This window comes from Bacillus sp. DHT2, from assembly GCF_026241455.1.
GTDB classification, from domain to species: domain Bacteria; phylum Bacillota; class Bacilli; order Bacillales; family Bacillaceae_G; genus Bacillus_A; species Bacillus_A pseudomycoides.
This window is the reverse complement of the sequence record NZ_JAPHWH010000012.1, coordinates 87,565-109,407: the sequence shown is the minus strand read 5'-3', so window position 1 is coordinate 109,407 and position 21,843 is coordinate 87,565. Positions and strand designations below refer to the sequence as shown.

Here is a 21,843-nt window from a genome sequence, read left to right as displayed (position 1 = left end):
AATGAATGATAAGAAAATATGTTTCATATCTTGTGTTAACGATTCCATTGAATACAGTATAGCTTTAAAACATATCAAACAATTAGAAATACCTGAGGGTTATGAAATAGAAATTGTGACCATCGAAGGAGCTCAAAGTATGACGTCCGGCTATAATCAAGGAATGAAAAAAAGTGATGCTAAATATAAAGTATATTTACATCAAGACGTTTCAATTATTAATAAAAAATTTATATTTGATATAATTGAACTATTTAGGAAAAGTGCTAAATTAGGAATGATAGGAGTAATTGGTTCAAAAACAGTACCAAAAGGAGTATGGTGGGAAAGTAATCAACCTTATGGAGTGGTCTATCATACTCCAGCAGGAAAAGGACAATTGTCTTTAACCGGAAGGTATAATGTAGAAAATGAATATGAAAAGGTAAAAGCGATTGATGGATTAATTATGGCTACGCAATATGACCTTTCTTGGAGAGAAGATTTATTTCAAGGATGGCATTTCTATGACATATCTCAATGTTTTGAATTTATTAATCATGGTTATGATATAGGAGTCCCTAAGCAAGATGCACCGTGGTGCATACATGATTGCGGTATTATCAGTTATGAGGGATTTGAAAAAGAAAGACAAATATTTCTTGAAAATTATCCGGACTTAATACATCATGAATGGAAAAAAAATAATAATGTTTTAAGTGAAATAAATAATTATAATCCTACTGTGATAAGCATGTCAGCATGGGCCGGACATCTGAATTTTGGATATGATTTAGTAAGATTTATGAAGCCTAAAAAAATTGTTGAATTGGGTACACACTATGGAGCCTCGTTTTATAGTTTCTGTCAGGCTGTGAAAGACGGAGATTTATCAACTAAATGTTTTGCAGTTGATACTTGGAAAGGTGATCAACATTGTGGTTCTTATGGAGAAGATGTTTATCAAACAGTTAAAGGAGTAGTCAATAAATTCTATCCTAATATAGCGACCTTAGTTCAGAATACATTTGATGAGGCTTTAGAAATGTTTCAAGATGAAACAGTTGATATTCTTCATATTGATGGGTGTCATTCTTATGAAGCAGTTTCACATGATTTTCAAACATGGTTACCTAAAGTAGCGGATAAGGGTATTGTTTTATTTCATGATATTGCTGTGATGGATAGGGAATTTGGGGTTTATAAATTGTGGAATACTTTAAAAACCCAATATCCTTCTATTGAATTTAGACATTCATTTGGATTAGGAGTTCTATTTCCAAAGGGACATAGTGAAATTTTTAAAACTGTCTTAGAGAACAAAGAAATATTACAGCGAAATTATGAAATGTAAAGTAGAATATATTTAATTACTGGGGCTTTCTTATATCTGATGAGAAAGCCCTTTTCCTATGATAGGTATTCTAAAACTTAGTAAATAGTTATTTTTTACATAACATGATGATGAAAAAACTTTCTTTATTTTCCGCTTTCAACTAGATTGCTTGTACGAAAGACATATATATGTAGGTAGTAAATATAATGTGTAAGGAAAATAAAAGATAGGAGTTGTTTAAAGGCATTTGGAGATCCATATGGTTATTCTGACGTAGGATAAGTTAGAGCGTAAAAAGCAGTGTGTAGCAAGTATTTTTCTTTATATAAAAGATGAAATTAAATAATTGTTTATCAAATGAAGCTAAATGATGGCTAGAACAATAGTCAGATCTAATTTCACAGTAATCAAGGTGTTGAAGTGGTTGAGGAGAATAAAAAATACTGTTTCTAAATAATAATGTAGCTGTTACACTCTGTTTACTTTCAAAATTACATGCAACTTTAAACAGTGATGAAAAGTACTGAAGCTGTTGCTTCGGTGCAAATTATATTTTCGACTGGCTCTTAAACGGTAAATTTAAGGAGAGTGAATTGGATAATGAGTGAAAATACATTTTTATTTGTTACTTGTGTAAATGATGATCAACTATATGGAAAATGTAAGAGACATATACAATGTTTGTACGTTCCAGAAGCGTATACGATAGAATTCTTAGCGGTTCGTAATTCTAAGAGTATGACACAAGGATATAATCAAGCAATGCTACATGATGCCAAGTATAAAATTTATCTACATCAAGATACATTCATTATTTCCCCCTATTTTTTATTTAACGTATTATCTTTATTTCAAAATGACTCTTCATTAGGTATGTTTGGAATGATTGGATGTAAAAATATTCCTGATAGTGGGGTATGGTGGGAGGGAAAAGAGATGGTTGGGAAAGTTATTGAGGAGAGAAGAGGAGCTTTTCGCACTCTTACGTTTGATCAGTACGAGCATCGTATACCTTATGTGCCCGTGCAAGCGGTAGATGGTCTGTTAATGGTTACACAATATGATTTACCTTGGCGGGAAGACTTGTTTACGGGCTACCACTTTTATGATATTTCGCAGTGTTTAGAGTTTATTAAGAAAGGATATAAAGTAGGGGTAGCAAGTCAATTAGAACCATGGTGTATACATTATTGCGGGGATGACTTTGATGCGCTTTCATATGAAGCGTATAGAAAGGTATTTATACAAGAGTATGCCTTTTTTATAAAACCATAGATAGCAAGAGCTTAAGTGTAAGTGTGCCAATATTTCAGACGGTAAGCAGGAGAGTGTATAAGCTCTTGTTGTTTAGTAGTCCCTTAACAGAAAGTAATCAACTTTAAAGCAGGGAATTAGATAAAGAGGAATATAGAAAAGCATTATGCACATATATAGGGTATGCAGAGAGTTTACAAGGTTAAATTGATAATGTATGAAAATTGAAGGGTGTAGTGTATGAACCAAAAATACAAATGGTTTGAAGGGGGAGGGATAAAATGAAAGGGATTATCCTTGCCGGTGGAACTGGATCTCGATTGTACCCGATTACAAAGGTCACAAATAAGCATTTGCTTCCCGTCGGTCGCTATCCAATGATTTATCACTCTGTATATAAGCTTCGGGAATGCGGGATTACAGATATTATTGTCATTACCGGGAAAGAACATATGGGTGATGTAGTCAGTTTTCTTGGCAGTGGAGCTGATTTTGGGGTGTCCTTCACATATCGTGTACAAGAGAAAGCTGGAGGAATTGCTGAGGCGCTTGGATTATGCGAAACGTTTGTGGGAAATGGGAAGATGATTGTCGTTTTAGGTGATAATGTTTTTTCTGACAGCTTGAAACCGTATGTAGAAAATTACAGAAAGCAAGGGGCAGGAGCCAGAATTTTATTAAAAGAAGTAGATGACCCGCGTCGTTTTGGGGTTCCTCATATTCAAGATGGTAAGATTGTATGCATTGAAGAAAAACCGGCTTCTCCAAAGAGCAACTATGCTGTAATCGGAATTTATATGTACGATAACAGTGTGTTTTCGATGATCGGTCAGTTAAAACCCTCTGATCGAGGGGAATTGGAAGTAACAGATATTAATAATGAGTATTTGACAAGAGGAGTACTTACCTACGATACGCTGCAGGGATGGTGGACAGATGCTGGAACGCATCCTTCACTGTATAAAGCCAATACATTAGCGCAGCATGTAGATTTTGGTGATGAGTTTAATGGAGGGGGAGGGAAGAGTTGAAGACGATTCCTGCATCACTTTCTGATGTTAAGTTCATTGAGCCAAGTGTATTTCATGATACACGCGGGTATTTTAAGGAAAGTTATAATGAAAAGGTGCTGAGGTATCTCGGTATTCACCACAAATTTGTACAGGACAATACATCGTATTCAAAGGAAGCGGGTGTGATAAGAGGGCTGCATTTTCAGCTAGAACCAAGAGCTCAAACAAAGCTCGTACAGGTTATACAAGGTGCGATTTTCGATGTCATTGTAGATTTGAGGAAGGGATCTCCAACCTATAAGAAATGGCAATCATTTTTGTTGACAGGTGATAATCATCGACTGTTACTCGTACCGAAGGGATTTGCACATGGCTTTTGTACACTCGTTCCTCACACAATTGTACATTATAAAGTAGATGAATTTTACGACGCGTCATGTGATAGTGGAATCGCATGGGATGATGAAGAATTTGCTATTTCATGGCCCGTAAGTAACCCGATTTTATCAGAAAAAGATGGCATGTTGCCTAAATTCACAGAAACAACTCATTACTTTCAATTTAAGGAGATATTGACATGAATGTACTAGTCACAGGAGGAGCGGGATTTATCGGTAGTAACTTTGTCCGTTATTTTCTCAAGAAGTATCCTGATTCCCATGTTATTAATTATGATCTGTTAACATACGCTGGCAATTTATCTAGTATCAAGGATATAGAGCCTCATAGCAAGTATACCTTTATACAAGGGGATATAAGAGATGCTAAGAAAATTCAAGCTGTAATGCAAGATTACAAAATTGATAGTATTGTGCACTTTGCAGCGGAATCGCACGTAGACAGAAGTATACAGGGTCCTATGCAATTTTATACGACAAACATAGTAGGAACAGCTGTATTATTGGAAGCTGCTAAAACTTTCGGTATTCAGCGATTCCTTCACATTTCAACAGATGAAGTGTACGGATCTCTAGGAGAAAATGGTCATTTTACAGAAGAGACTCCTGTCTCACCGAATAGCCCTTATTCTGCTAGTAAAGCCGGTTCAGATTTAATCGCTCTTTCTTATTTTGAAACGTACAAACTTCCTGTAATTGTTACACGCTGCTCTAACAATTACGGTCCATATCAATATCCAGAGAAACTCATTCCGCTTATGATTACAAATGCAATGGAAGATAAGGAACTTCCTGTATATGGGACGGGACAAAACGTGCGGGATTGGCTTCATGTATTCGATCATTGCACGGCAATTGATTTAGTTCTGCATAATGGAAGGGACGGAGAGATATACAATGTTGGAGGTAATAATGAAAAGAGAAACATAGAGATTGTGGAAACGATTTTAGAAAAGCTAGGAAAATCAAAGAATATGATATCATTCGTTCCAGACCGTCTTGGTCATGATTGGCGGTACGCGATTGATTCGTCTAAGTTACAGAGAGAACTCGGATGGAAGCCAATATACTCATTTACAAAAGGCTTAGAGGATACAATGGAATGGTATAGGAACAATGAACAATGGTGGAAACCATTGAAGAGTAGGTGAGATAAGGTGAAAGTACTTGTTACAGGAGCAGGAGGTCAGCTTGGTAAAGAATTTGTTGCGTATTTTGCAGAAAAGGAATGCACAGTATATCGTTTCACAAGGAAAAAATTAGATATTACAGATGCAACATCGGTTCTCTCTACTATAAAAAATCTAAATCCCGATCTCGTACTTCACTGCGCTGCGTATACAAAAGTAGATGCTGCTGAAGAAAATTGGAAAGAAGCATATGCTGTAAATGCATTGGGGACAAGAAACATAGCGGTAGCTTCGGAAGCAATAGGAGCGAAACTTGTTTATTTTAGTACGGATTATGTATTTGATGGAATACAAACGCGTGATTATCACGAATTTGATCAAACAAATCCTCTTAATGTATATGGTGCTTCTAAGCTAGCGGGGGAAGAAGCAGTAAAAAACTTTCACAGTCGGTACTTTATTATTAGGACTTCTTGGTTGTATGGCAAATACGGCCCAAACTTTGTACGGACAATGCAGACGTTGGCTCAGACAAAAAAGGAGCTAAGTATTGTTTGTGATCAAATTGGGTGTCCTACTTATACAAAAGATCTAGTCTGTCAAACCGGCGAAGTGATACAAACGAATCAGTATGGAACCTACCATGTGTCAAATCAAGGGCGGTGTTCTTGGGCGGAGTTTGCTGCTCGTATTTTTCAGGAAATCGGAGCAGATGTTAAAGTGATCCCTGTGAAAACAAAAGAATATGGAGCGAAAGCAGAAAGGCCACGTTATTCGGTTTTACAGCACCTGTGCCTAGAACTGAATGGTTTTACTCCTATGAGGCAATGGAAGGAAGCGCTGAGGGAATATTTAATAGAAAGTTCATAATGACAGATGAAAAAGCATTCAAACACAAAACAGGCTGTGGAGAAGACTTTCTCCACAGCCTGTAAATCGTAGCTCCATTAAGGAGCTGCAATTTCGTCAATTAATTAGATAAAATTCTGCACACAACCATCACAACCGCCGCCGGTAGGTTGGAATACGACGTTGTCGATGGATGCGTCATTTACAGATGCTGGTGCTTCGAGGTTTTGGAAAGTAATGCACGCTGTTGTCGCGCCGGAAGGCACACATACAACGAGAGTGTAATGTTGGAAGAGAGATTGAGGTTGATTACCAGCTGGTACAATGTGTGGAATAGGACTATTACCAGGACTCAGTGAATTAGCAATTTCCTCAGGGGTAGACGGACATGACCCCAGTATTCCTGGAAACGTAACGGACGCTACAAGTATCGTATTAGCTCTTACACTAGCAGCAAAGGAAAGCGTATAGCAACAACCTTCATCGACAGGGACAGACTGGCTGATCTTTCCACCTGGTTGAAGATTCGCGGCTTGGAGACTACGTGTTGTAGCACTAGTCAAAATGCCACTGTGGGCGAAGTTGTCTGCATTTGGACCTGTTCCTCCTATTAATGTAGCTCCCGTCGGATTCCAACCTGTAGCAAATGCTCCAGTCGTACCATCAAATCCAGGATCGTCGAGCAGGTTGGTACATGGGCAACAACCTGGTCCCGTAGGTCCAGTTGGTCCAGTCGGTCCAGTCGGTCCAGTCGGTCCAGTCGGTCCAGTCGGTCCAGTAGGCCCAGTAGGCCCAGTCGGCCCGGTCGGTCCGGTAGGTCCAGTCGGCCCGGTAGGTCCGGTAGGTCCAGTCGGCCCAGTCGGTCCAGTTGGTCCGGTCGGTCCAGTCGGTCCAGTCGGTCCAGTCGGTCCAGTAGGCCCAGTCGGTCCAGTAGGCCCAGTAGGCCCAGTCGGTCCAGTAGGCCCAGTCGGCCCAGTCGGCCCAGTAGGCCCAGTCGGTCCAGTAGGCCCGGTGTTACCAGCGTTACCGGTCGGCCCAGTAGGCCCGGTGTTACCAGTGTTACCGGTAGGCCCAGTCGGTCCAGCAGGTCCAGTCGGTCCGGGTTGAGGTAAAGGAAATAAACAATTAAGCGGTATGCAGTTATGTTTATTAAACCTATCCAAGTTAGTTCCTCCTCATCTTTTGTATAAAATTTATTAATAAATGGTGACAACAATACAGTGTATGAATGGTAAAAAATAATGGCACCAGGTATTTACTCTAAAAGGTGTAAATGAGTACATTATTTTAAAGTGAGATTTCTAAATTATTTGAGAGTCTGTTCTATATTGTGTAATTGGAGTTAGTTTTGGGATTTTATTGTTATGCACAATATTTTCTGATAACGTGAAATAGTTTATGTAAATGAGCTTTCTCTTGTAAACAGAAAAAAGGTAAGGAATTCTCAGATTTGTAAACAAACTAAAAAGGAAGTATTCCACCTTTATGAATGATAGTATTCTGATATTTTTCAAGAAATAGGAACTAGTGTTACGATTCTTCCTGTGAAAACAGATAAATATGGAGCGAAAGCAGAGAAGTCATACTATTCGGTGTTACAGCTATTATGTTTGGAACTGAATGGTTTTGCTCCTATGAGGTAGTAGGAGGAAACGTTGAGAGAATATGTAATAGAAACTTCGTAATGACAGATGAAAAAGCACTCAGATACAAAATAGGCTGTGTAGAAGATTTTCTCCACAGCCTGGAAACCATAGCTCCACTAAGGAGCTACCATTTCGTCAATCAATTAGAAATTCTGCTCGCATGAATCTGGGTCACAACCTCCACCGGTAGGTTGGAATACGACGTTGTCAATAAAGGCCGCTCCCCCAACTCCTTGGCTAGGTAAAATGTTCTGGAAAGAAATGCACGCTTGTATCGCACCGGAAGGCACACATACAACGAGAGTGAAATGTTGGAAGCTAGATTGAGGTTGATTATTATTTGGTACAATATGTGGAATAATTCCTGAAGTAAGTTCCGAAATGGTTGGAGTACAAGACTGACCAAGCCCTGGAAAAGAAACTGCAGCTACGGGTATCGCATTAGCTCTTACATCAGCGGCAAAGGAAAGCGTATAGCAACAACCTGGATCAACACTAACAGGCTGATTAATACTATCCCCTGGATCAAGCCTCACAGCTTGGATTTTGGTTACTGCTTGGCCTGGGGCTGGACCTGTAACCAAAATGCCGCTGTGGGAGTTGTTGTCTGGGCCACTTATATCTACTACGGTAGCTCCTGAAGAGTTCCAACCTGTAACACCACCTGTAGTTCCATCATCAAATCCAGGATTGTTGAGCAAGTTGGTACATGGACAGCACCCTGGCCCCGTCGGCCCGGTAGGTCCGGTAGGTCCAGTCGGTCCAGTCGGCCCCGTCGGTCCAGTATTACCTGTTCCAGCTTGCCCAGTCGGCCCCGTAGGTCCAGTCGGCCCCGTAGGTCCAGTATTACCTGTTCCAGCAGGCCCGGTCGGTCCAGTCGGTCCAGCAGGCCCAGTCGGCCCAGGTTGAGGTAAAGGGAATAAACAATTTAGTGGTATGCAATTATGTTCATGAAACCTATCCAAATTAATTCCTCCTAATCTTTTGTATGAAATTTAATAAAAATATAAACATCCATACATTGTATGAATGATAGAAGATAATGGTACTGGGTACTTTCTACGAAATAGGGGCGCTTTAAAAAAAATCATGTCTTAATCCGAAATAGTTCTAAATTACTTTGTTTTCTTGTGAGATGACTAAATTTGATTGTTTCACAAGAATTACACATGTACTTTAGGGATATTGGGATCTTCGTAGCCTCTTGATTGTTTTAATCATAGCCACAGACAGCGATAAGAGAAAAGATAAAGAAAAAAGCAAGAATCCGATTGAATATCGAATTCTTGCTATCTAAAAAGACATCTCTTTTTTCATACCTACCCGCTAAGTCAATAGTTCAATCTTTACTGGATTAGCATCTCTCTCTTTTGTCGAAAAGGTGTAACGATGTCTTTTGATTTTGTTGGTGAGATGATTAAATTAAAGAATTGAAATGCCAGCACTTGCGTTGCCTGAAAGAAAAGAAGCAACAGAACCAGTACCGCCTAATAAAGAAAAGACCATTAGCAAACGATCTCCTGGATTCACCTGTAAGTTTATTCCAGTTGCGTTGCCATCAGCATTTAAGAAACCTACAATTCCTACGATGGCTGGGGTTAATGTCACCAAAGGTCCGAATGGAGTAAATACGTTGGTGTTATTGTTAACAGCGAGATTGATATATAATTGTGCTCGAACGGTTGCAGTATTAGGCCCAGTAGGCCCAGTAGGCACAGTAAATCCTGTCGCGGTGTAGTTGGCAAATATTGAGTCAAGAATTCCAACACGAGGTACGGTAAATGCTTCATTTAATAAGCGCGCCAAGTTTATATTAGCACCTGCACCTAATGCGACATCGCCAGGAGTAGCAGTTCCAAATCCAATGAAACTCGGAATACCAATTAACCCAGGGCCATCAACAGTCATGTTAGCTGGCGTCAGTCCAGATGAAAATGCAACTATAGCACCACCACCACCAGTCGGTCCAGTCGGCCCAGTCGGTCCAGTCGGCCCCGTCGGTCCAGTGTTACCTGTTCCAGTCAGCCCAGTAGGCCCAGTAGGCCCAGTAGGCCCAGTAGGCCCAGTAGGCCCAGTAGGCCCAGTAGGCCCAGTAGGCCCAGTAGGCCCAGTAGGCCCAGTAGGCCCAGTAGGCCCAGTAGGCCCAGTAGGCCCAGTCGGTCCAGCCGGCCCCGTCGGCCCCGTCGGCCCAGCGCCAGTCCCAGCCGGCCCCGTCGGCCCCGTCGGTCCGGGTTGAGGTAAAGGAAATAAACAATTAAGCGGTATGCAGTTATGTTTATTAAACCTATCCAAGTTAGTTCCTCCTCATCTTTTGTATGAAATTTAATAAAAATATAAACATCCATACATTGTATGAGTGATAGAAAATAAGGGTACTGCGTATTCTTGAAAATAGGATGCCTCTTTTTGTCACATTGTAGCTTAAAATATTTCTATAAAAAATGATGTCTATTCCTTATTATTGATAAATTTAAAAGCAAGTTCTTCACTTTTGAGAATATACTTTGAAGAGAAGTGTTGTTGACAGGAGGGAGAACCTTGACTAAAAAGCAAACTGAGGAGATAAAAAACCAGCCGCTTCTTTATACGGCGGAACCTAATTTGGAGAAAGGTAAGTTAAGTATACAACAAACGTTTATTATTAAATTGAATCACAGCGTTTCTGAACAAAAGGAGAACGTGCAAAATGTTGTGAAAGAAGACGAAGTAGAACAGTTGATTCAAGAAGAAACTGTTACATCGGATGAAGAGGTAGATCAACAAGTAAGCTCAGATATTGCAGAAAGTATTGAGTTAGCGGAAGTAGCAGAAGTGGAAGAAGTAGCAGAAGTGGAAGAAGTAGCAGAAGTGGAAGAAGTAACAGAAGTAACAAATGTGGCAGAGGGACTAGAAGAAGCTGAAAAATCAACAGAAGTGATAGATGAGGAAGCGGAAGAAAAAAAGGATGGGAAATCTCAAGTTTTTTTTAAGGATTTGACGAGAAAATCGTTTAAAGATATGAACAATGAAGAGAAAATATATTTTTTTATGCATAGACCGCATTACATTCCAAATGTAAAATGCCGTGTCATAGCAGAGAAGGATATATACGTAGGATTTATTACCAATTACGAAGATGGTTATGTATCTATTAATTCACCACAAACATTTGAAACATTTCATGTGAAGTTTGAAGAGATTGTATCGATTCAAATTATGGGGATATAGAAAAGGTGGTAGTAATACCTACCACCTCATAGTTTTTTAGTTTTACAAATTGTTCTAATCAAGCGATTATACGCCTGGAACATTTACATCACGTAAACATTGAATAGCACAGAAACAATTTAAATCAACTGTGATGGATAAATTTGTAGAGATTAATTGTGGTATTGTTTGTTTTAAAAACGCACAAACAATATCCTCAGGTGTTTGGGACGTTTCTCGTGTAAGTGTAGGTGGAACTAATATCCGTAATACGGCACAGCAATCATCTACACTCTCTACGCGGAAAATAGGAGAACGTGCACAGATATCATCATTTGGTGTTGTAGGATCATTTTCTAGGAAGAATACTGAAGAAAAAAGTTCGCCTTCTGTAGTATATAACAAAAAAGGGCGAGTGTTTGCGAATTTAGCACCTTGATTTGCTCCTAAAAATGGAGCGTCACAGCCTGTCGGGCAAGCGGAAGAAGCACAATCTTGTAATTCATCGATAAATTTTACCACGTCACATACGCAGTTTGAGCGGTGATGGTGATGATCATGTCTTTCATCTTTACAACTCATGAATTTCACTCCTTATATTTAGTTTTCATTTACACTATTAGAGTATTGAAATAGGAGCAAATCGGTTACGGTTCATAGGATGTTTTTTTTTCAAGGATAAGCCTTTATTTGTCCTCATTTAAAGGAGAGTAAAATCTTCCGTTTGTTGGATACTGCGATATGCTTTATGTTTCGGTAAATGGAAATAAGGAGATGAGAAGAATGTTCTTCAATAGTTGGCTTTTATTCTTTATTTTTTCGTTAGCTGTGTTTCGGTTTACGCGTCTCATTGTATATGATAAAATTACCAGCTTTATACGCTCTCCTTTTATTGAAGAAGTACAAATTCAAGAACACGATGGAACTATGTCTACATATATGAAAGTGAAGGGGACTGGACTCCAAAAATGGATTGGTGAATTGTTAAGTTGTTATTGGTGTACAGGTGTATGGATTAGTGCATTTTTACTTCTCTTTTATCATTGGATTCCTAAAGTTGCAGAACCTGTATTAGCGTTGTTGGCACTCGCAGGGGCAGCAGCTATTATTGAAACGATAATTGGGAGATTTGTTGAAGAATAGGGATTTTTAACTGATGATTAGTTGGAAAATCGGACTTTAATAACATAAAAATAGGTGAACAGAAAGGAAAGGCTGTTCATATAGTGAATAGATAGAATTGCACAGCAGAGGAGATGTTTGTTATGGAAGATAACCTGCAACCAAATCCATATGATATGCAACAGTGGCAGCAAATGCAACAACAGTTACAGGAAGAACAAGCGCAGCAACAACAGCAAGCACAGCAATTACAGCAACAAGGCTTCGTAAAGAAAAAGGGTTGTAATTGTGGTAAGAAAAAGAACATTTCTAATCAACAAAATCAAGGTTGAAAAAACACTCATGTTATCGTGAGTGTTTTTGTTTTGTATAAAAATATATGAAAAGGAATTTTTGTAATAAGACAATGAAGCTATATTGCATCGGAGAGTTATATACCTTTAAAGCAGGGCATATAGCGAAGGGTTAATTTTGCGGACATATTGAGATACTATGGTGAAGAATCGGGAAGTTAATGGACAAGAAAAATTATATGTTAAAAGGTTATACTATGCTGTTATATATTCAGCAGTTTGTAACAAATGCATCACGTAAACATTGAATACCACAAAAGTAATGCAAATCAACCGTGACACAAGAAGAGGTTGCACGTAATTTAGCATGCGGGATCGTTAAGTAAGTACAGACGGGATTTGGGCTCTTGTCAGGTTCTTTACCTATAATAACGATTAATGCCCGAAGTACAGCGCAGCAATTTTCATCTACACTTTCTACACGGAAAATAGGAGAGTGGCAATTTTTATTTGCAGAAGGAACATATGCTTCAAATGGGTCTCCTGATTTTGTGAATAAAATAAATGGACGTGTGTTTGCTGCTTTTGCTGTATATTGCGGACGGAGGAATGGAGCATCATATTGTGATAAATAAGCAGTGGATGCACATTCTTGTAATTTATATATGAATTTGACGATATTACATACACAACTTTCATCAAAGTATGTATCATGCTCGTCGCTAGAATTACAGGTCATATTGTTCACTTCCCTATCCTCAAGTTTTTACTATTAGAATATGAGTCGAGAAGAGTTGATATTACGGGAGACAAAGGTGAGGTCTAGGAGATTTTTATAAATTGTGTTGGACAATAAGCAGATATTACTTGAGAAAGATATGAAAAAATCCAGCACCACATGTTAAGGTGTTGGATTTTTTGGTAAGTCTTTCCGGGCAATATATAAAAATCTCGATACATCTAATTTTTTTCCTCTAAAAAATTGCGGGGAGGAAATATAAAGTTCTTCTTTTGCGCGCGTGATGGCGACGTACATGAGCCGTCTCTCTTCTTCTAACGCTTCAGATGTGTCAGTTACGCGGTCATTTGCATCTTTTAAAGAAGACGAATGAGGCAGTATGCCATCGCTTGCACCGAGTAAAAAGACACACGGGAATTCCAGTCCTTTTGCATTGTGAATGGACATAAGAGATACGGCATCTTTTTGTTGCATTGTTTTTAATGCTTCCATTTCTTTTTGGCTTTGAATAGCTGCACTAATAAATTCTAAGTAAGCAGGAATATCAGTAAAACGAGTTGCTGATTCCATAAGTTCTTCAAGCATTTCTTCTTGGATGTCTTTATGCATCGTAAAGGAAGAACGGTCATTACTTTGTAAGTACTCTAAGTATTTACCTTTACCTTTAATAATTTCTTTTAGTGCTTTCTTTGGTTCTAATTCTTTAATGAATTTAATGAAGTCAATTCGTTCGTTTATTTTTTTGACTTGGAATGGTTTTAAACTCGGGTTCAGCAATAGAAAATGCAGGAGGGAAGGGAATCTTCCTTCGCCGTATTTCCATTGTTCACGTTCAATAAATGAGATGCATTCATCACGGCCGATATACATCGTTGGCAATATGCTTGAGAGCGATTCGATTTGAAACGGTTCATATGCGAGACGTAGCTGATCGAGTACGGGCTTAATTAAAGAATGCTCATAGAACGATTGGCTTGCACCGTGTTTAATAAACGGAACTTTATGAATTGTAAGCTGGTCAAGTAAAGAACGGCTGACAGAATGTGTACGATACAGCAAACAGAAGTCTTTGTATTCTCGTTCGCCACTCGCTACTTTATCTTGAATGAGTTGCAGGATTTGATTTGCTTCATCAAGAGTAGTTGCAGGACGCGCATAAAATGGCTGTATACCTTCTTCATGAACGGAATATAATTCTTTTTTAAAGCGTTCTTGATTGAGTTTAATCACTTCGTTTCCAAGCCCCACGATAAAAGGATTAGAACGATAATTTGTATTTAACGCAATAATGGTTGTATCATCAAATTCTTTTGGAAAGGATAAGATAATTTGATGGCTTGCACCACGCCAGCCATATATCGCTTGATCGTCATCTCCCGCGATAAATAAATTATTTCGCGGCGAAGCTAATAGTTTTACAATCTCATATTGCGCATACGACGTATCTTGAAATTCATCGACTTCAATGTAATGGAATCTATTTTGTAATTGTGTTAATAAAGGTGCGTTATTTTCAAGCATATAGAATGTTTCTAGTAAGATATCGTCAAAGTCTATATATCCATATCTTTGTTTTACATCTTCATAACGTTCATACACTTCACGAAATTCTTGTTCAACGGGTGTTTTTGCTTGGACATCTTTTGGACGATTTAATTTGTTTTTTTCGAGTGAAATCATTGCGAGCATCGTTTCAGCGTCATAATCGTCTTTTAAGCGCAATTCTTTTAAGATTTTCTTTATCATAATTTGTTTATGCTTTTCATTTGCTAAGATCTGCTGGTTGTATCCTTGACTGCGAAGTAATTTTAAAAAGACGGAATGGAATGTACCTGCGACAACATAGCGGCTTGCAGCATGGTTCATACCAGGTAAGTTTGCTACACGGATTCGAATTTCTTCAGCAGCTTTTTGTGTAAACGTAAGCAGTAAAATGTTGCGTGGATGAACATTTTTTACATTAATTAAATAGCCAACGCGAGTTGTTAAAACAGATGTTTTCCCGCTCCCAGCTCCAGCTAATGTAAGAACGGGACCTTCTGTCGTTCTGACTGCTTCTAATTGTTTTTCATTTAAATACACGCCCTGCTGTTCCAAAGCACGGAAATAAGCAGCATCCGTATCCTTTTCCATAATTAAATGGGAAGAGGTTTTTGGAATATGATATGTTGCTTGCGGAACGTCAGCGTGTGTTAATGATTTTTGTGAAAACTTTTCTTGAGTCATATATTCACCTTCAAAACTATAGCATCAACTTTTAACTTTAGCGGAAGAAAAAGAAAATAGCAATGTAAAAAACAGGAGGGGGTTACCTCCTGTTTAGAAAATCATAATTCTTTTATCATAACAACATGTGGTATATCAGCTTCTATAAACACATCAGAGGCAGTTTGATATCCGAGTTTCTTATAAAAGGATTCAGCCTGTGTTTGGGCATGGAGTTTCAATTTTGGTAGCGACTCTTCCTTCGCATATGCTTCGAGCGCGTCCATAATGATTTTTCCGATTCCTTTTTTGCGATGAGAAGAGAGGACGCATATCCGTTCTATTTTCCCGATGCGATCAACGATGCGAAAGCGACCTGCCCCAACTGGAATATCCTCATCATATATAACGATGTGTTTAGAAGTTTCTTCAAATTCATCGTATTCTTCTTCGGCAGACACATGTTGTTCTTCAACAAAGACTTGTTTACGTACAGAGAATGCATCTCTTAGCTGTTCGTCTGTTTGTACGATTTGTGCTTGCAAATTAGTTGTTCCCCTTTCCAATATGGAATGTTTCATATACTGTCCATGTTTCATTTTCTAATTGATATAGAAGGTGGAAACGGTCGATTGGTTGCTCGTAATAAAAGTCTTTCATACGTAAGCGGCCTAGTACATCAGCATGCTCTGCATCTGATAAGTGTTGTCCAATTGTTAAGTGTGGTACAAAAGCGTACTCGCGTTCTTGCGTGAAGAATCCTTTATGCATTTCTTCGTTTAAGAATGTGAGTTCAGGTGTTTTATCTACTTTGAAATAAATAACATTATTAACAGGTGCAAATGAGCTTACCTTTCCAACATGAAGGGTAAACGGATTTGTTTTGTTTGCAATTGCATGTAGTTCTTGTACAATCGCTTCTAATTGTTCATCTGGTGCCTCAAAGGGTGTTTTTAATGTGATATGTGGTGGAACCAATGCATAATGCGGATCGTAACGCTTACGCAATCCGTTTGCTTTATCTTGAATCATTTTTGATGGAAAAATTACAATGCCTAGTTTCATCTTTATATTCCTCCCTTTGTAAGTCTAGTTAGATTTCGAGAAAATAAATCTCTTTTTCTATTATATCAAATAATTCTGAACACTGCTTCCTATTATTTCATTGATAGAATATAAGAAAATGCTTTCGGTAAATCATTTTGCCAATATTTCCACGTATGATTGCCTTCAAATTCTTCGTAATGTGTGATGAAGTTTCTTTCTGTAAGTAATGCATGCAGCTCGCGATTTGGCTCTACAAAATCAGAAACTTGTCCATCCGTTCTTTTTACAGCGGTTTCTTCCGTCCCAATTACATGATAAATTTCCAATGCGTGTGGTTCTGTAAAATCTTTTGCAAGACTAAGTACTGTTTCATCGACAAATGGGGATTGCATAACGACTTTACCGAATGTATGCGGATACATAAGTGCTGTCATAAAGGACACTGTACCACCAAGGGAATCACCGATTAATACACGACCTTTTCCCATTTGATAGGTTGGATAATTTTCATCAATATATGGAACGAGTTCATGCGCAAGGAAACGAATGTATGCGCTATTTTTTACATCGTTTGGAAAGTATTTTTCTTTACGATCGTGAACATTTTTATATGGAATACCGACAATAATTGTTCGGTCAATTTCTTCATTTTCACGAAGACGTTCAATTACGCGGTGCGCTTTACCAAGCTGAAAATAATCTCTCCCGTCCTGTGCAATTACAACGGTGTGTTTGTGCAGCGGCGTGTAATTAGCTGGTAAATAGACGAGAAGTGTAATCTCTTCTTGAAGTGATGTACTGTAAAATGAAAGTTCTTCTATTCTCCCTGTTGCTTGATTCATATATGATCCCCCTAAATAAAAATATGCTGTAGTTGCCCTGTGAGGGTAGCGCAGGTAGTGAAGATGTAAGGATGCATCTACTACTGTGCTTCTCATTTTCTATTTTACCATAATGGTAAGAAGAATCTAAAAAATTAGTATTTATATAATAAAAGAAAAATCGATATAAAACCTAATCTTTAGGTGGAAGAGAGAATCCGCCATGGATAGAAGCGGTCAAATCCTTTTCCTGCCCCATGCGAAGGGAAAATAAAGAGAGGAAGTGAGTGCAGGTCACCTTCTGTTTTTCGTAGCAATGATTTATATGTTGAAAGATTAAATTGGGTTTATATATAATGAAGTGGGGATTTTTAAAGAGAGAGGGGTAAAGCAACTTTGAAACAAGAAAAATCAATTGCACTACCATTAGCAGTTTCCATTATAGCTATTTCATTTGCAGCTGTTTTCGTTAAGATGTCCTCAGCACCATTTTCAATTTTAAGCATGTATCGGTTATGGATTATTGTAATCTTTATGCTTCCGATTGTTTGGAAAAAACGCGAAGAATTTCGCAGAATTCAAACGCGAGATTGGTGTTTTTTAATAGGATCAGGATTCTTTTTAGCACTGCATTTCCTTTTATGGTTTGCATCTTTAAAGTTTACAACTGTTGCTAGTTCGACTATCATTTTAGCGCTTCAGCCAATCGTATCATTAGTTGGAGGTTTTTTTCTGTTTAAAGAAAGAACGACGTATTCAGCCATTGCCACAATGGGGATTGCTATCCTTGGTGTAATGTGCATTGGATGGGGAGATTTAGGGTTAAGCAGAGCAGCGATATTCGGGGATATTTTATCCTTTTTAAGTGTAATTGCAGTTGTTGGTTATTTATTCATTGGGCAAACAACGGTAAAAAAAGTTTCGCACTGGATTTATAGCTTTACCGTGTTTGCATTTGCGGGAATATTTATCGCTATTTATAACGTAATCATGAGTGTGCCGTTTACAGGATATTCTACGTGGGACTGGTGGATTTTCAGTTTGCTTGCGATTGTACCAACCGCTTCACATATGATTAATAACTGGCTATTAAATTATGTGAATGCCACAACGATTTCAATGAGTATTTTAGGAGAGCCTGTTGGAGCATCGGTACTTGCGTTTTTCTTGCTTGGTGAGAAGTTAAATATGATGCAAATTATCGGAAGTATTCTCGTATTGTTCGGTGTATTTATTTTCTTGTTGCAGCAGCAAAAGCGCGTGCAGAAAGAACCAGCACACAGCGCAGCAGTTACGCAAGAGCTGTAGTGTATTTATAGATAGTTAGTAAGCTGCTAGGAGAAATCCTAGTAGCTTTTTTAATATAAATGCAATTTGAAAAACCGAAATAAACCCCTTTCTTTTTAGTTGGGAGAGAGGATCCACCGACGGATAGAAGTGGTCAGAGCCTCTTTTAGCCCCATGCCAAGTGGAATCAAAGAGAGAAAACGAGTGGGAATCACCTTTTTGTTGAGTACAAATAAAATCGTTACATTTACAATAAAGATGTTTAAAAGCGTCATTCATGTTATTTCGTTCAAGTGCGATCTTCTTGAATAAGAGAAAGGATTATTCTTAAGTAAATCGAAGTTAATTCAGGAGATGGCATTTAGTTTCGCATCGAAACAGATTACTCAACACTAAGGAGGAAATCAATTATGAGCGACGCACAGACATTACGAGGACTTACCACAGTCAGTTTTTGGACGGATGATCTGGCAGCAGCAAAGAAGTGGTACGCCGAGCTATTGGGCATCGAACCATACTTCGAACGTCCAGGATATGCCGAGTTTCGCCTTGGTGACTACCAGCACGAGCTGGGCCTGATCGATAGCCGCTACGCGCCCGATGGTTCAGTGAACGGCCCAGCCGGTGCTCTAGTGTACTGGCACGTCGACGATGTAACAGCAACCTTCAAAAGGCTGCTATCTATGGGAGCAAAAGAGTACGAGGCACCCACAGAGCGTGGTGAGGGATTCATCACTGCTTCCGTAGTCGATCCTTTTGGAAACATCCTAGGCATTATGTACAATCAGCACTATTTAGAGGTTCTGGATTCGACCAGAAAAGTATAACCCTTTCACAGTTCATCGAGGCTGGGTAAGTTGCACTGTGGTATATAGCAATTATCTATGCAGTCGCAGCTGTCTCGTTTTATGTTATGCTTACTCCAACTGTTCGGTATTTAACAGCTATTCTAGAATAGGACGCGATTGTGCAATAACACTTAGATTTAAACGACCTTATTGTTGTATTTTTAAGTGCGGTGAAGTATTTCATATCAAAAATTAAACAACTTTATGGTCATTGTACACTTTTGTTTTCATAGCATCGATTTATGAGTTGAAAAATAAAAATGGATGTATATAGTCTCGAAAGTTTTTCAATATAAATTGGTATATAATGGGGATAGGGGGTGGCTTTATATGTACTTTCCATCCCAAAAAGATGCATGGTTATATCCGATTTATTTAGCGGTAGTTGCTGCTTGTTTTGCGCCTTTTCTGGCAGGCAGGGATTATTTTCTTCTATTTTTCACCATTCCTTTTGCAATTCTTCTTATTTGGAGCTGGTTTACAACAGGTTACAGAGTAGAAGACGCACAAATCATCATTCGGTATGGACCGATGAAAAAAAGAATTTCAATTAAAGATATAGGAAAAATTTCAAAAATAAAAAATCCACTAGCAGCTCCGGCACTGTCTTTTGACAGACTTGAAATACTTCATGGTTCTCAATTTGAAGTAGCTCTTGTTTCTCCTCAAGATAAACAACAATTTGTTTCTTTGTTAAAAAGCATCCATCCGCAAATTGAAATAGAAAATCATATAATGAACGATTGATAAGAGTGGTCTCAAGGGCCACTCTTATTTTTATTCATTCAAGATACAGGGGAAAACGAGGAAGAGAGGCGGGGGATGAAGACTCCCCACTGATTAAAGTTTCACTTTATATTTTGATATTAAAACTTAATATTTGCTGGCTATATGGGATGTGAAGTGGATACTTATATTAATTGCATGAAAAGCCGAATAACCAAAACGAAATTTTCATAAATAGTAAAAGGAATCATATTTGTCTTTTATGTAAAATTTATGTAATTTGTTCTCAGAAGGGAGAGCGGAAAGAAAATGGAATTAATTAGATGGGCTGTTGAACTAGGAGCTTCAGTACATGGTAATACACCCAATGAACTATTACCTGCATTAGAATATTATTATGATCGAGATCATTTGAAAGCCTTTTTGATTGCAGGTATTCTTCTTGAAATGGAGTTGTCACCGAGTCAAAGAGAGGCTGTTGAGCTGAAAAAATGTATATCAGCGTACTATGCGGGATTGTATAAGATTGGAAAAAATTATGCTGATAAGCTTCTAGCTGAGCATCCTGAAGTAGTTCTTTACCAAAATAATGTGGAAGCATTTGAAGCGTATTTCAACAGTTATTATGACTATTGTCTTTACATATGGCCATATACATATGGAAGTTTTATAGATGTTGCTAGAGCTTTAAAGTGGAAGTTAGAACAGCAGGGGAAAACGGCAATTATATCAGAAACATTATTAACAAACGCGAATAATACAATAGTTTTTGGTGCACATTCATATGTCCATACTCCTGTTAAGATTCCAGAAGATGTGATTATTTATAATTTAGAGCAGCTATATGATGGGTGTCCGTATGATAATATTATTTATCGTAATATATTAAAAAACAGGATAGTGTGGGATTACAGTCCTCAAAATATTGCTTGGTTGAAAAAGAAAGAATTAGGAAAAGAAGTGAAACGTGTCAAAATGAAGTATGCTCCTACTTTAAAAATTAAAACAGATACTTTTATAAAGCCTATCTCTGAAGATATTGATGTATTGTTTATCGGTGCTATGAATGGACGCCGTCAAGCAGTTTTTGATCAGTTAAAAAAGCTTGCACCAGATTTAAATATTATTTTTAAAAGCAATGTATGGGGAATTCTCAGAAATGAACTTATAGTAAGATCCAAAATTATTTTAAACATACACTACTACTTAACTGGTATTCTTGAAACACCGAGAGTTTCTCACGCTGTCGCGAATCATAAATTTATTATTTCTGAATCTAGTAGCCCTGAAGATGAAGTAGAGTGGCCGGGAATTGTTTTTGTTTCTCATGAGAATATCGCTGAGACCGTTCTTGATTATCTCCACAAGCCAGAGGAACGCAAGATGTTAGCAGAAAAGGCACATGATTATTTTAAATCACAAGACTAAATAAAATTGAACGCCCCCACTTTAATAAAGTGGGGGCGAGTTCAATTCGGATTTGTCATATAAGGCTGAACATGAACAACACATAAATCTCGAAATTGCCCTTCAGCAGTTGTTACAATTATGACAGCTCGTCCAGGGTTTCTTCCAGTTATGATTGCTTTGTCATCATCTGCATGGACTGTTATGACGTCAGGATTCATATTTGTCCATATAAGCCCTTGATTTGTTGCTTGAACTGGGAGAACAGAAGCAGATAATTCAGCGCTTTGTCCTACTTTTATTTTTAATTTATTTTTTTGTATATGCACACCAATTACAGATACAACAGAAGGAGCGAGTGAAATTTGAGGTTTTGACTGTATGTTTGGACAAGAAGAATTTGTAATAAGTGATAGTTTTTTTGAATTTTGGTGTTGTAGTGATGCCATTATTCTAAAGTCTCCTTTCTGTATAAGTGTTGATACTCATACTATAACGAAGTAGTGTTATGGTAGATTTAACGAAATATAAAGAAATTGTTAATTTCAAGGAGAGAA

At 38.0% G+C, this 21,843-nt stretch carries 23 protein-coding genes and 1 pseudogene; 14 read left to right on the top strand and 10 right to left on the bottom strand.

The features are described from left to right. Nucleotide 1: 1 nt before the first annotated feature. The 7 genes and pseudogenes from ORL93_RS23575 to rfbD form a co-directional block, all read left to right on the top strand. Nucleotides 2-640: pseudogene (locus tag ORL93_RS23575) on the top strand (glycosyltransferase family protein); the annotation flags it as partial. Nucleotides 641-661: 21 nt separating this feature from the next. Further along, nucleotides 662-1,333: a class I SAM-dependent methyltransferase gene (locus ORL93_RS23570; protein ID WP_050774450.1), complete on the top strand. Its 672-nt coding sequence runs from the start codon at nucleotides 662-664 to the stop codon at nucleotides 1,331-1,333. A 582-nt stretch (nucleotides 1,334-1,915) separates the two neighbouring features. Beyond that, nucleotides 1,916-2,590: a glycosyltransferase family protein gene (locus tag ORL93_RS23565; protein ID WP_097794810.1), complete on the top strand. Its 675-nt coding sequence runs from the start codon at nucleotides 1,916-1,918 to the stop codon at nucleotides 2,588-2,590. Between the two features lie 260 nt (nucleotides 2,591-2,850). Beyond that, nucleotides 2,851-3,600, top strand: coding sequence for a sugar phosphate nucleotidyltransferase (locus tag ORL93_RS23560; RefSeq protein WP_097794809.1), 750 nt, complete (start codon nucleotides 2,851-2,853; stop codon nucleotides 3,598-3,600). Beyond that, the gene (gene rfbC / locus ORL93_RS23555) at nucleotides 3,597-4,163 is read left to right on the top strand and encodes a dTDP-4-dehydrorhamnose 3,5-epimerase (RefSeq protein WP_097794808.1); all 567 of its coding nucleotides are present in this window, start codon (nucleotides 3,597-3,599) and stop codon (nucleotides 4,161-4,163) included. Before ORL93_RS23560 ends, rfbC begins: the two co-directional genes overlap by 4 nt. Next, nucleotides 4,160-5,131, top strand: coding sequence for a dTDP-glucose 4,6-dehydratase (gene rfbB, locus ORL93_RS23550; RefSeq protein ID WP_265959599.1), 972 nt, complete (start codon nucleotides 4,160-4,162; stop codon nucleotides 5,129-5,131). The genes rfbC and rfbB overlap by 4 nt, the downstream gene beginning before the upstream one ends. A gap of 6 nt (nucleotides 5,132-5,137) precedes the next feature. Then, on the top strand, nucleotides 5,138-5,980 hold the full coding sequence (rfbD, locus tag ORL93_RS23545) for a dTDP-4-dehydrorhamnose reductase (protein ID WP_265959598.1): 843 nt from the start codon (nucleotides 5,138-5,140) through the stop codon (nucleotides 5,978-5,980). Nucleotides 5,981-6,084: 104 nt separating this feature from the next. On the opposite strand, the gene ORL93_RS23540 is transcribed toward rfbD, so the two are convergent. The 3 genes from ORL93_RS23540 to ORL93_RS23530 all read right to left on the bottom strand — a co-directional run bounded on the left by ORL93_RS23540 (nucleotide 6,085) and on the right by ORL93_RS23530 (nucleotide 9,897). Next, entirely contained in the window at nucleotides 6,085-7,122 is a 1,038-nt protein-coding gene (locus ORL93_RS23540; protein ID WP_265959597.1) for a hypothetical protein, read from the bottom strand. A gap of 626 nt (nucleotides 7,123-7,748) precedes the next feature. After that, the gene (locus ORL93_RS23535) at nucleotides 7,749-8,570 is read right to left on the bottom strand and encodes a carbohydrate binding domain-containing protein (protein ID WP_265959596.1); all 822 of its coding nucleotides are present in this window, start codon (nucleotides 8,568-8,570) and stop codon (nucleotides 7,749-7,751) included. Nucleotides 8,571-9,027: 457 nt separating this feature from the next. After that, nucleotides 9,028-9,897, bottom strand: coding sequence for an exosporium glycoprotein BclB-related protein (locus ORL93_RS23530; RefSeq protein WP_265959595.1), 870 nt, complete (start codon nucleotides 9,895-9,897; stop codon nucleotides 9,028-9,030). 246 nt (nucleotides 9,898-10,143) lie between these two features. On the opposite strand from ORL93_RS23530, the gene ORL93_RS23525 reads away from it, so the two are divergent. Further along, on the top strand, nucleotides 10,144-10,812 hold the full coding sequence (locus ORL93_RS23525) for a CotO family spore coat protein (RefSeq protein ID WP_265959594.1): 669 nt from the start codon (nucleotides 10,144-10,146) through the stop codon (nucleotides 10,810-10,812). A 66-nt stretch (nucleotides 10,813-10,878) separates the two neighbouring features. On the opposite strand, the gene ORL93_RS23520 is transcribed toward ORL93_RS23525, so the two are convergent. Further along, nucleotides 10,879-11,373 carry a CotY/CotZ family spore coat protein gene (locus ORL93_RS23520; RefSeq protein WP_003195957.1) on the bottom strand — a complete coding sequence of 165 codons (495 nt, stop codon included), beginning with the start codon at nucleotides 11,371-11,373 and terminating at the stop codon, nucleotides 10,879-10,881. A gap of 201 nt (nucleotides 11,374-11,574) precedes the next feature. On the opposite strand from ORL93_RS23520, the gene ORL93_RS23515 reads away from it, so the two are divergent. Then, the gene (locus ORL93_RS23515) at nucleotides 11,575-11,934 is read left to right on the top strand and encodes a DUF1360 domain-containing protein (protein WP_033795971.1); all 360 of its coding nucleotides are present in this window, start codon (nucleotides 11,575-11,577) and stop codon (nucleotides 11,932-11,934) included. Nucleotides 11,935-12,047: 113 nt separating this feature from the next. Then, nucleotides 12,048-12,245, top strand: coding sequence for a hypothetical protein (locus ORL93_RS23510; RefSeq protein ID WP_003195959.1), 198 nt, complete (start codon nucleotides 12,048-12,050; stop codon nucleotides 12,243-12,245). 232 nt (nucleotides 12,246-12,477) lie between these two features. Here ORL93_RS23510 and ORL93_RS23505 read toward each other — a convergent pair whose 3' ends face one another. The 5 genes from ORL93_RS23505 to ORL93_RS23485 all read right to left on the bottom strand — a co-directional run bounded on the left by ORL93_RS23505 (nucleotide 12,478) and on the right by ORL93_RS23485 (nucleotide 17,039). After that, nucleotides 12,478-12,945, bottom strand: a complete 468-nt coding sequence (locus tag ORL93_RS23505) for a CotY/CotZ family spore coat protein (protein ID WP_265959593.1) — start codon at nucleotides 12,943-12,945, stop codon at nucleotides 12,478-12,480. Between the two features lie 162 nt (nucleotides 12,946-13,107). After that, a complete protein-coding gene (locus tag ORL93_RS23500) occupies nucleotides 13,108-15,171 on the bottom strand; it encodes an ATP-dependent helicase (RefSeq protein WP_265959592.1) in 2,064 nt (687 codons plus the stop codon). Nucleotides 15,172-15,272: 101 nt separating this feature from the next. After that, the gene (locus tag ORL93_RS23495) at nucleotides 15,273-15,695 is read right to left on the bottom strand and encodes a GNAT family N-acetyltransferase (RefSeq protein ID WP_098114590.1); all 423 of its coding nucleotides are present in this window, start codon (nucleotides 15,693-15,695) and stop codon (nucleotides 15,273-15,275) included. 1 nt (nucleotide 15,696) lies between these two features. Continuing rightward, entirely contained in the window at nucleotides 15,697-16,215 is a 519-nt protein-coding gene (locus ORL93_RS23490) for a YjcG family protein (protein ID WP_003206263.1), read from the bottom strand. A gap of 92 nt (nucleotides 16,216-16,307) precedes the next feature. Next, on the bottom strand, nucleotides 16,308-17,039 hold the full coding sequence (locus ORL93_RS23485) for an alpha/beta hydrolase (RefSeq protein ID WP_006093975.1): 732 nt from the start codon (nucleotides 17,037-17,039) through the stop codon (nucleotides 16,308-16,310). Between the two features lie 375 nt (nucleotides 17,040-17,414). Between ORL93_RS23485 and ORL93_RS23480 the strand changes: the two genes are divergently transcribed. The 4 genes from ORL93_RS23480 to ORL93_RS23465 all read left to right on the top strand — a co-directional run bounded on the left by ORL93_RS23480 (nucleotide 17,415) and on the right by ORL93_RS23465 (nucleotide 21,307). Beyond that, nucleotides 17,415-18,326 carry a DMT family transporter gene (locus ORL93_RS23480; RefSeq protein ID WP_098018272.1) on the top strand — a complete coding sequence of 304 codons (912 nt, stop codon included), beginning with the start codon at nucleotides 17,415-17,417 and terminating at the stop codon, nucleotides 18,324-18,326. 389 nt (nucleotides 18,327-18,715) lie between these two features. After that, nucleotides 18,716-19,132, top strand: coding sequence for a VOC family protein (locus tag ORL93_RS23475; RefSeq protein WP_097794799.1), 417 nt, complete (start codon nucleotides 18,716-18,718; stop codon nucleotides 19,130-19,132). A 351-nt stretch (nucleotides 19,133-19,483) separates the two neighbouring features. Further along, nucleotides 19,484-19,900, top strand: a complete 417-nt coding sequence (locus ORL93_RS23470; RefSeq protein ID WP_265959591.1) for a PH domain-containing protein — start codon at nucleotides 19,484-19,486, stop codon at nucleotides 19,898-19,900. 288 nt (nucleotides 19,901-20,188) lie between these two features. After that, nucleotides 20,189-21,307 (top strand): CgeB family protein, encoded by a 1,119-nt coding sequence (locus ORL93_RS23465; RefSeq protein WP_040119316.1) that lies wholly within the window; start codon nucleotides 20,189-20,191, stop codon nucleotides 21,305-21,307. A gap of 41 nt (nucleotides 21,308-21,348) precedes the next feature. Here ORL93_RS23465 and ORL93_RS23460 read toward each other — a convergent pair whose 3' ends face one another. Next, nucleotides 21,349-21,738, bottom strand: a complete 390-nt coding sequence (locus ORL93_RS23460) for an Ig-like domain-containing protein (protein ID WP_265959621.1) — start codon at nucleotides 21,736-21,738, stop codon at nucleotides 21,349-21,351. Nucleotides 21,739-21,843: the final 105 nt, after the last annotated feature.

What these genes read in the sequence shown, in the direction of transcription:
- ORL93_RS23565 (WP_097794810.1), top strand. Translation starts at nt 1,916, where the DNA reads ATGAGTGAAAATACATTTTTATTTGTTACTTGTGTAAATGATGATCAA.
- ORL93_RS23560 (WP_097794809.1), top strand. Translation starts at nt 2,851, where the DNA reads ATGAAAGGGATTATCCTTGCCGGTGGAACTGGATCTCGATTGTACCCG.
- rfbB (WP_265959599.1), top strand. Translation starts at nt 4,160, where the DNA reads ATGAATGTACTAGTCACAGGAGGAGCGGGATTTATCGGTAGTAACTTT.
- ORL93_RS23520 (WP_003195957.1), bottom strand. Translation starts at nt 11,373, where the DNA reads ATGAGTTGTAAAGATGAAAGACATGATCATCACCATCACCGCTCAAAC.
- ORL93_RS23515 (WP_033795971.1), top strand. Translation starts at nt 11,575, where the DNA reads ATGTTCTTCAATAGTTGGCTTTTATTCTTTATTTTTTCGTTAGCTGTG.
- ORL93_RS23510 (WP_003195959.1), top strand. Translation starts at nt 12,048, where the DNA reads ATGTTTGTTATGGAAGATAACCTGCAACCAAATCCATATGATATGCAA.
- ORL93_RS23505 (WP_265959593.1), bottom strand. Translation starts at nt 12,945, where the DNA reads ATGACCTGTAATTCTAGCGACGAGCATGATACATACTTTGATGAAAGT.
- ORL93_RS23500 (WP_265959592.1), bottom strand. Translation starts at nt 15,171, where the DNA reads ATGACTCAAGAAAAGTTTTCACAAAAATCATTAACACACGCTGACGTT.
- ORL93_RS23490 (WP_003206263.1), bottom strand. Translation starts at nt 16,215, where the DNA reads ATGAAACTAGGCATTGTAATTTTTCCATCAAAAATGATTCAAGATAAA.
- ORL93_RS23485 (WP_006093975.1), bottom strand. Translation starts at nt 17,039, where the DNA reads ATGAATCAAGCAACAGGGAGAATAGAAGAACTTTCATTTTACAGTACA.
- ORL93_RS23475 (WP_097794799.1), top strand. Translation starts at nt 18,716, where the DNA reads ATGAGCGACGCACAGACATTACGAGGACTTACCACAGTCAGTTTTTGG.
- ORL93_RS23470 (WP_265959591.1), top strand. Translation starts at nt 19,484, where the DNA reads ATGTACTTTCCATCCCAAAAAGATGCATGGTTATATCCGATTTATTTA.
- ORL93_RS23465 (WP_040119316.1), top strand. Translation starts at nt 20,189, where the DNA reads ATGGAATTAATTAGATGGGCTGTTGAACTAGGAGCTTCAGTACATGGT.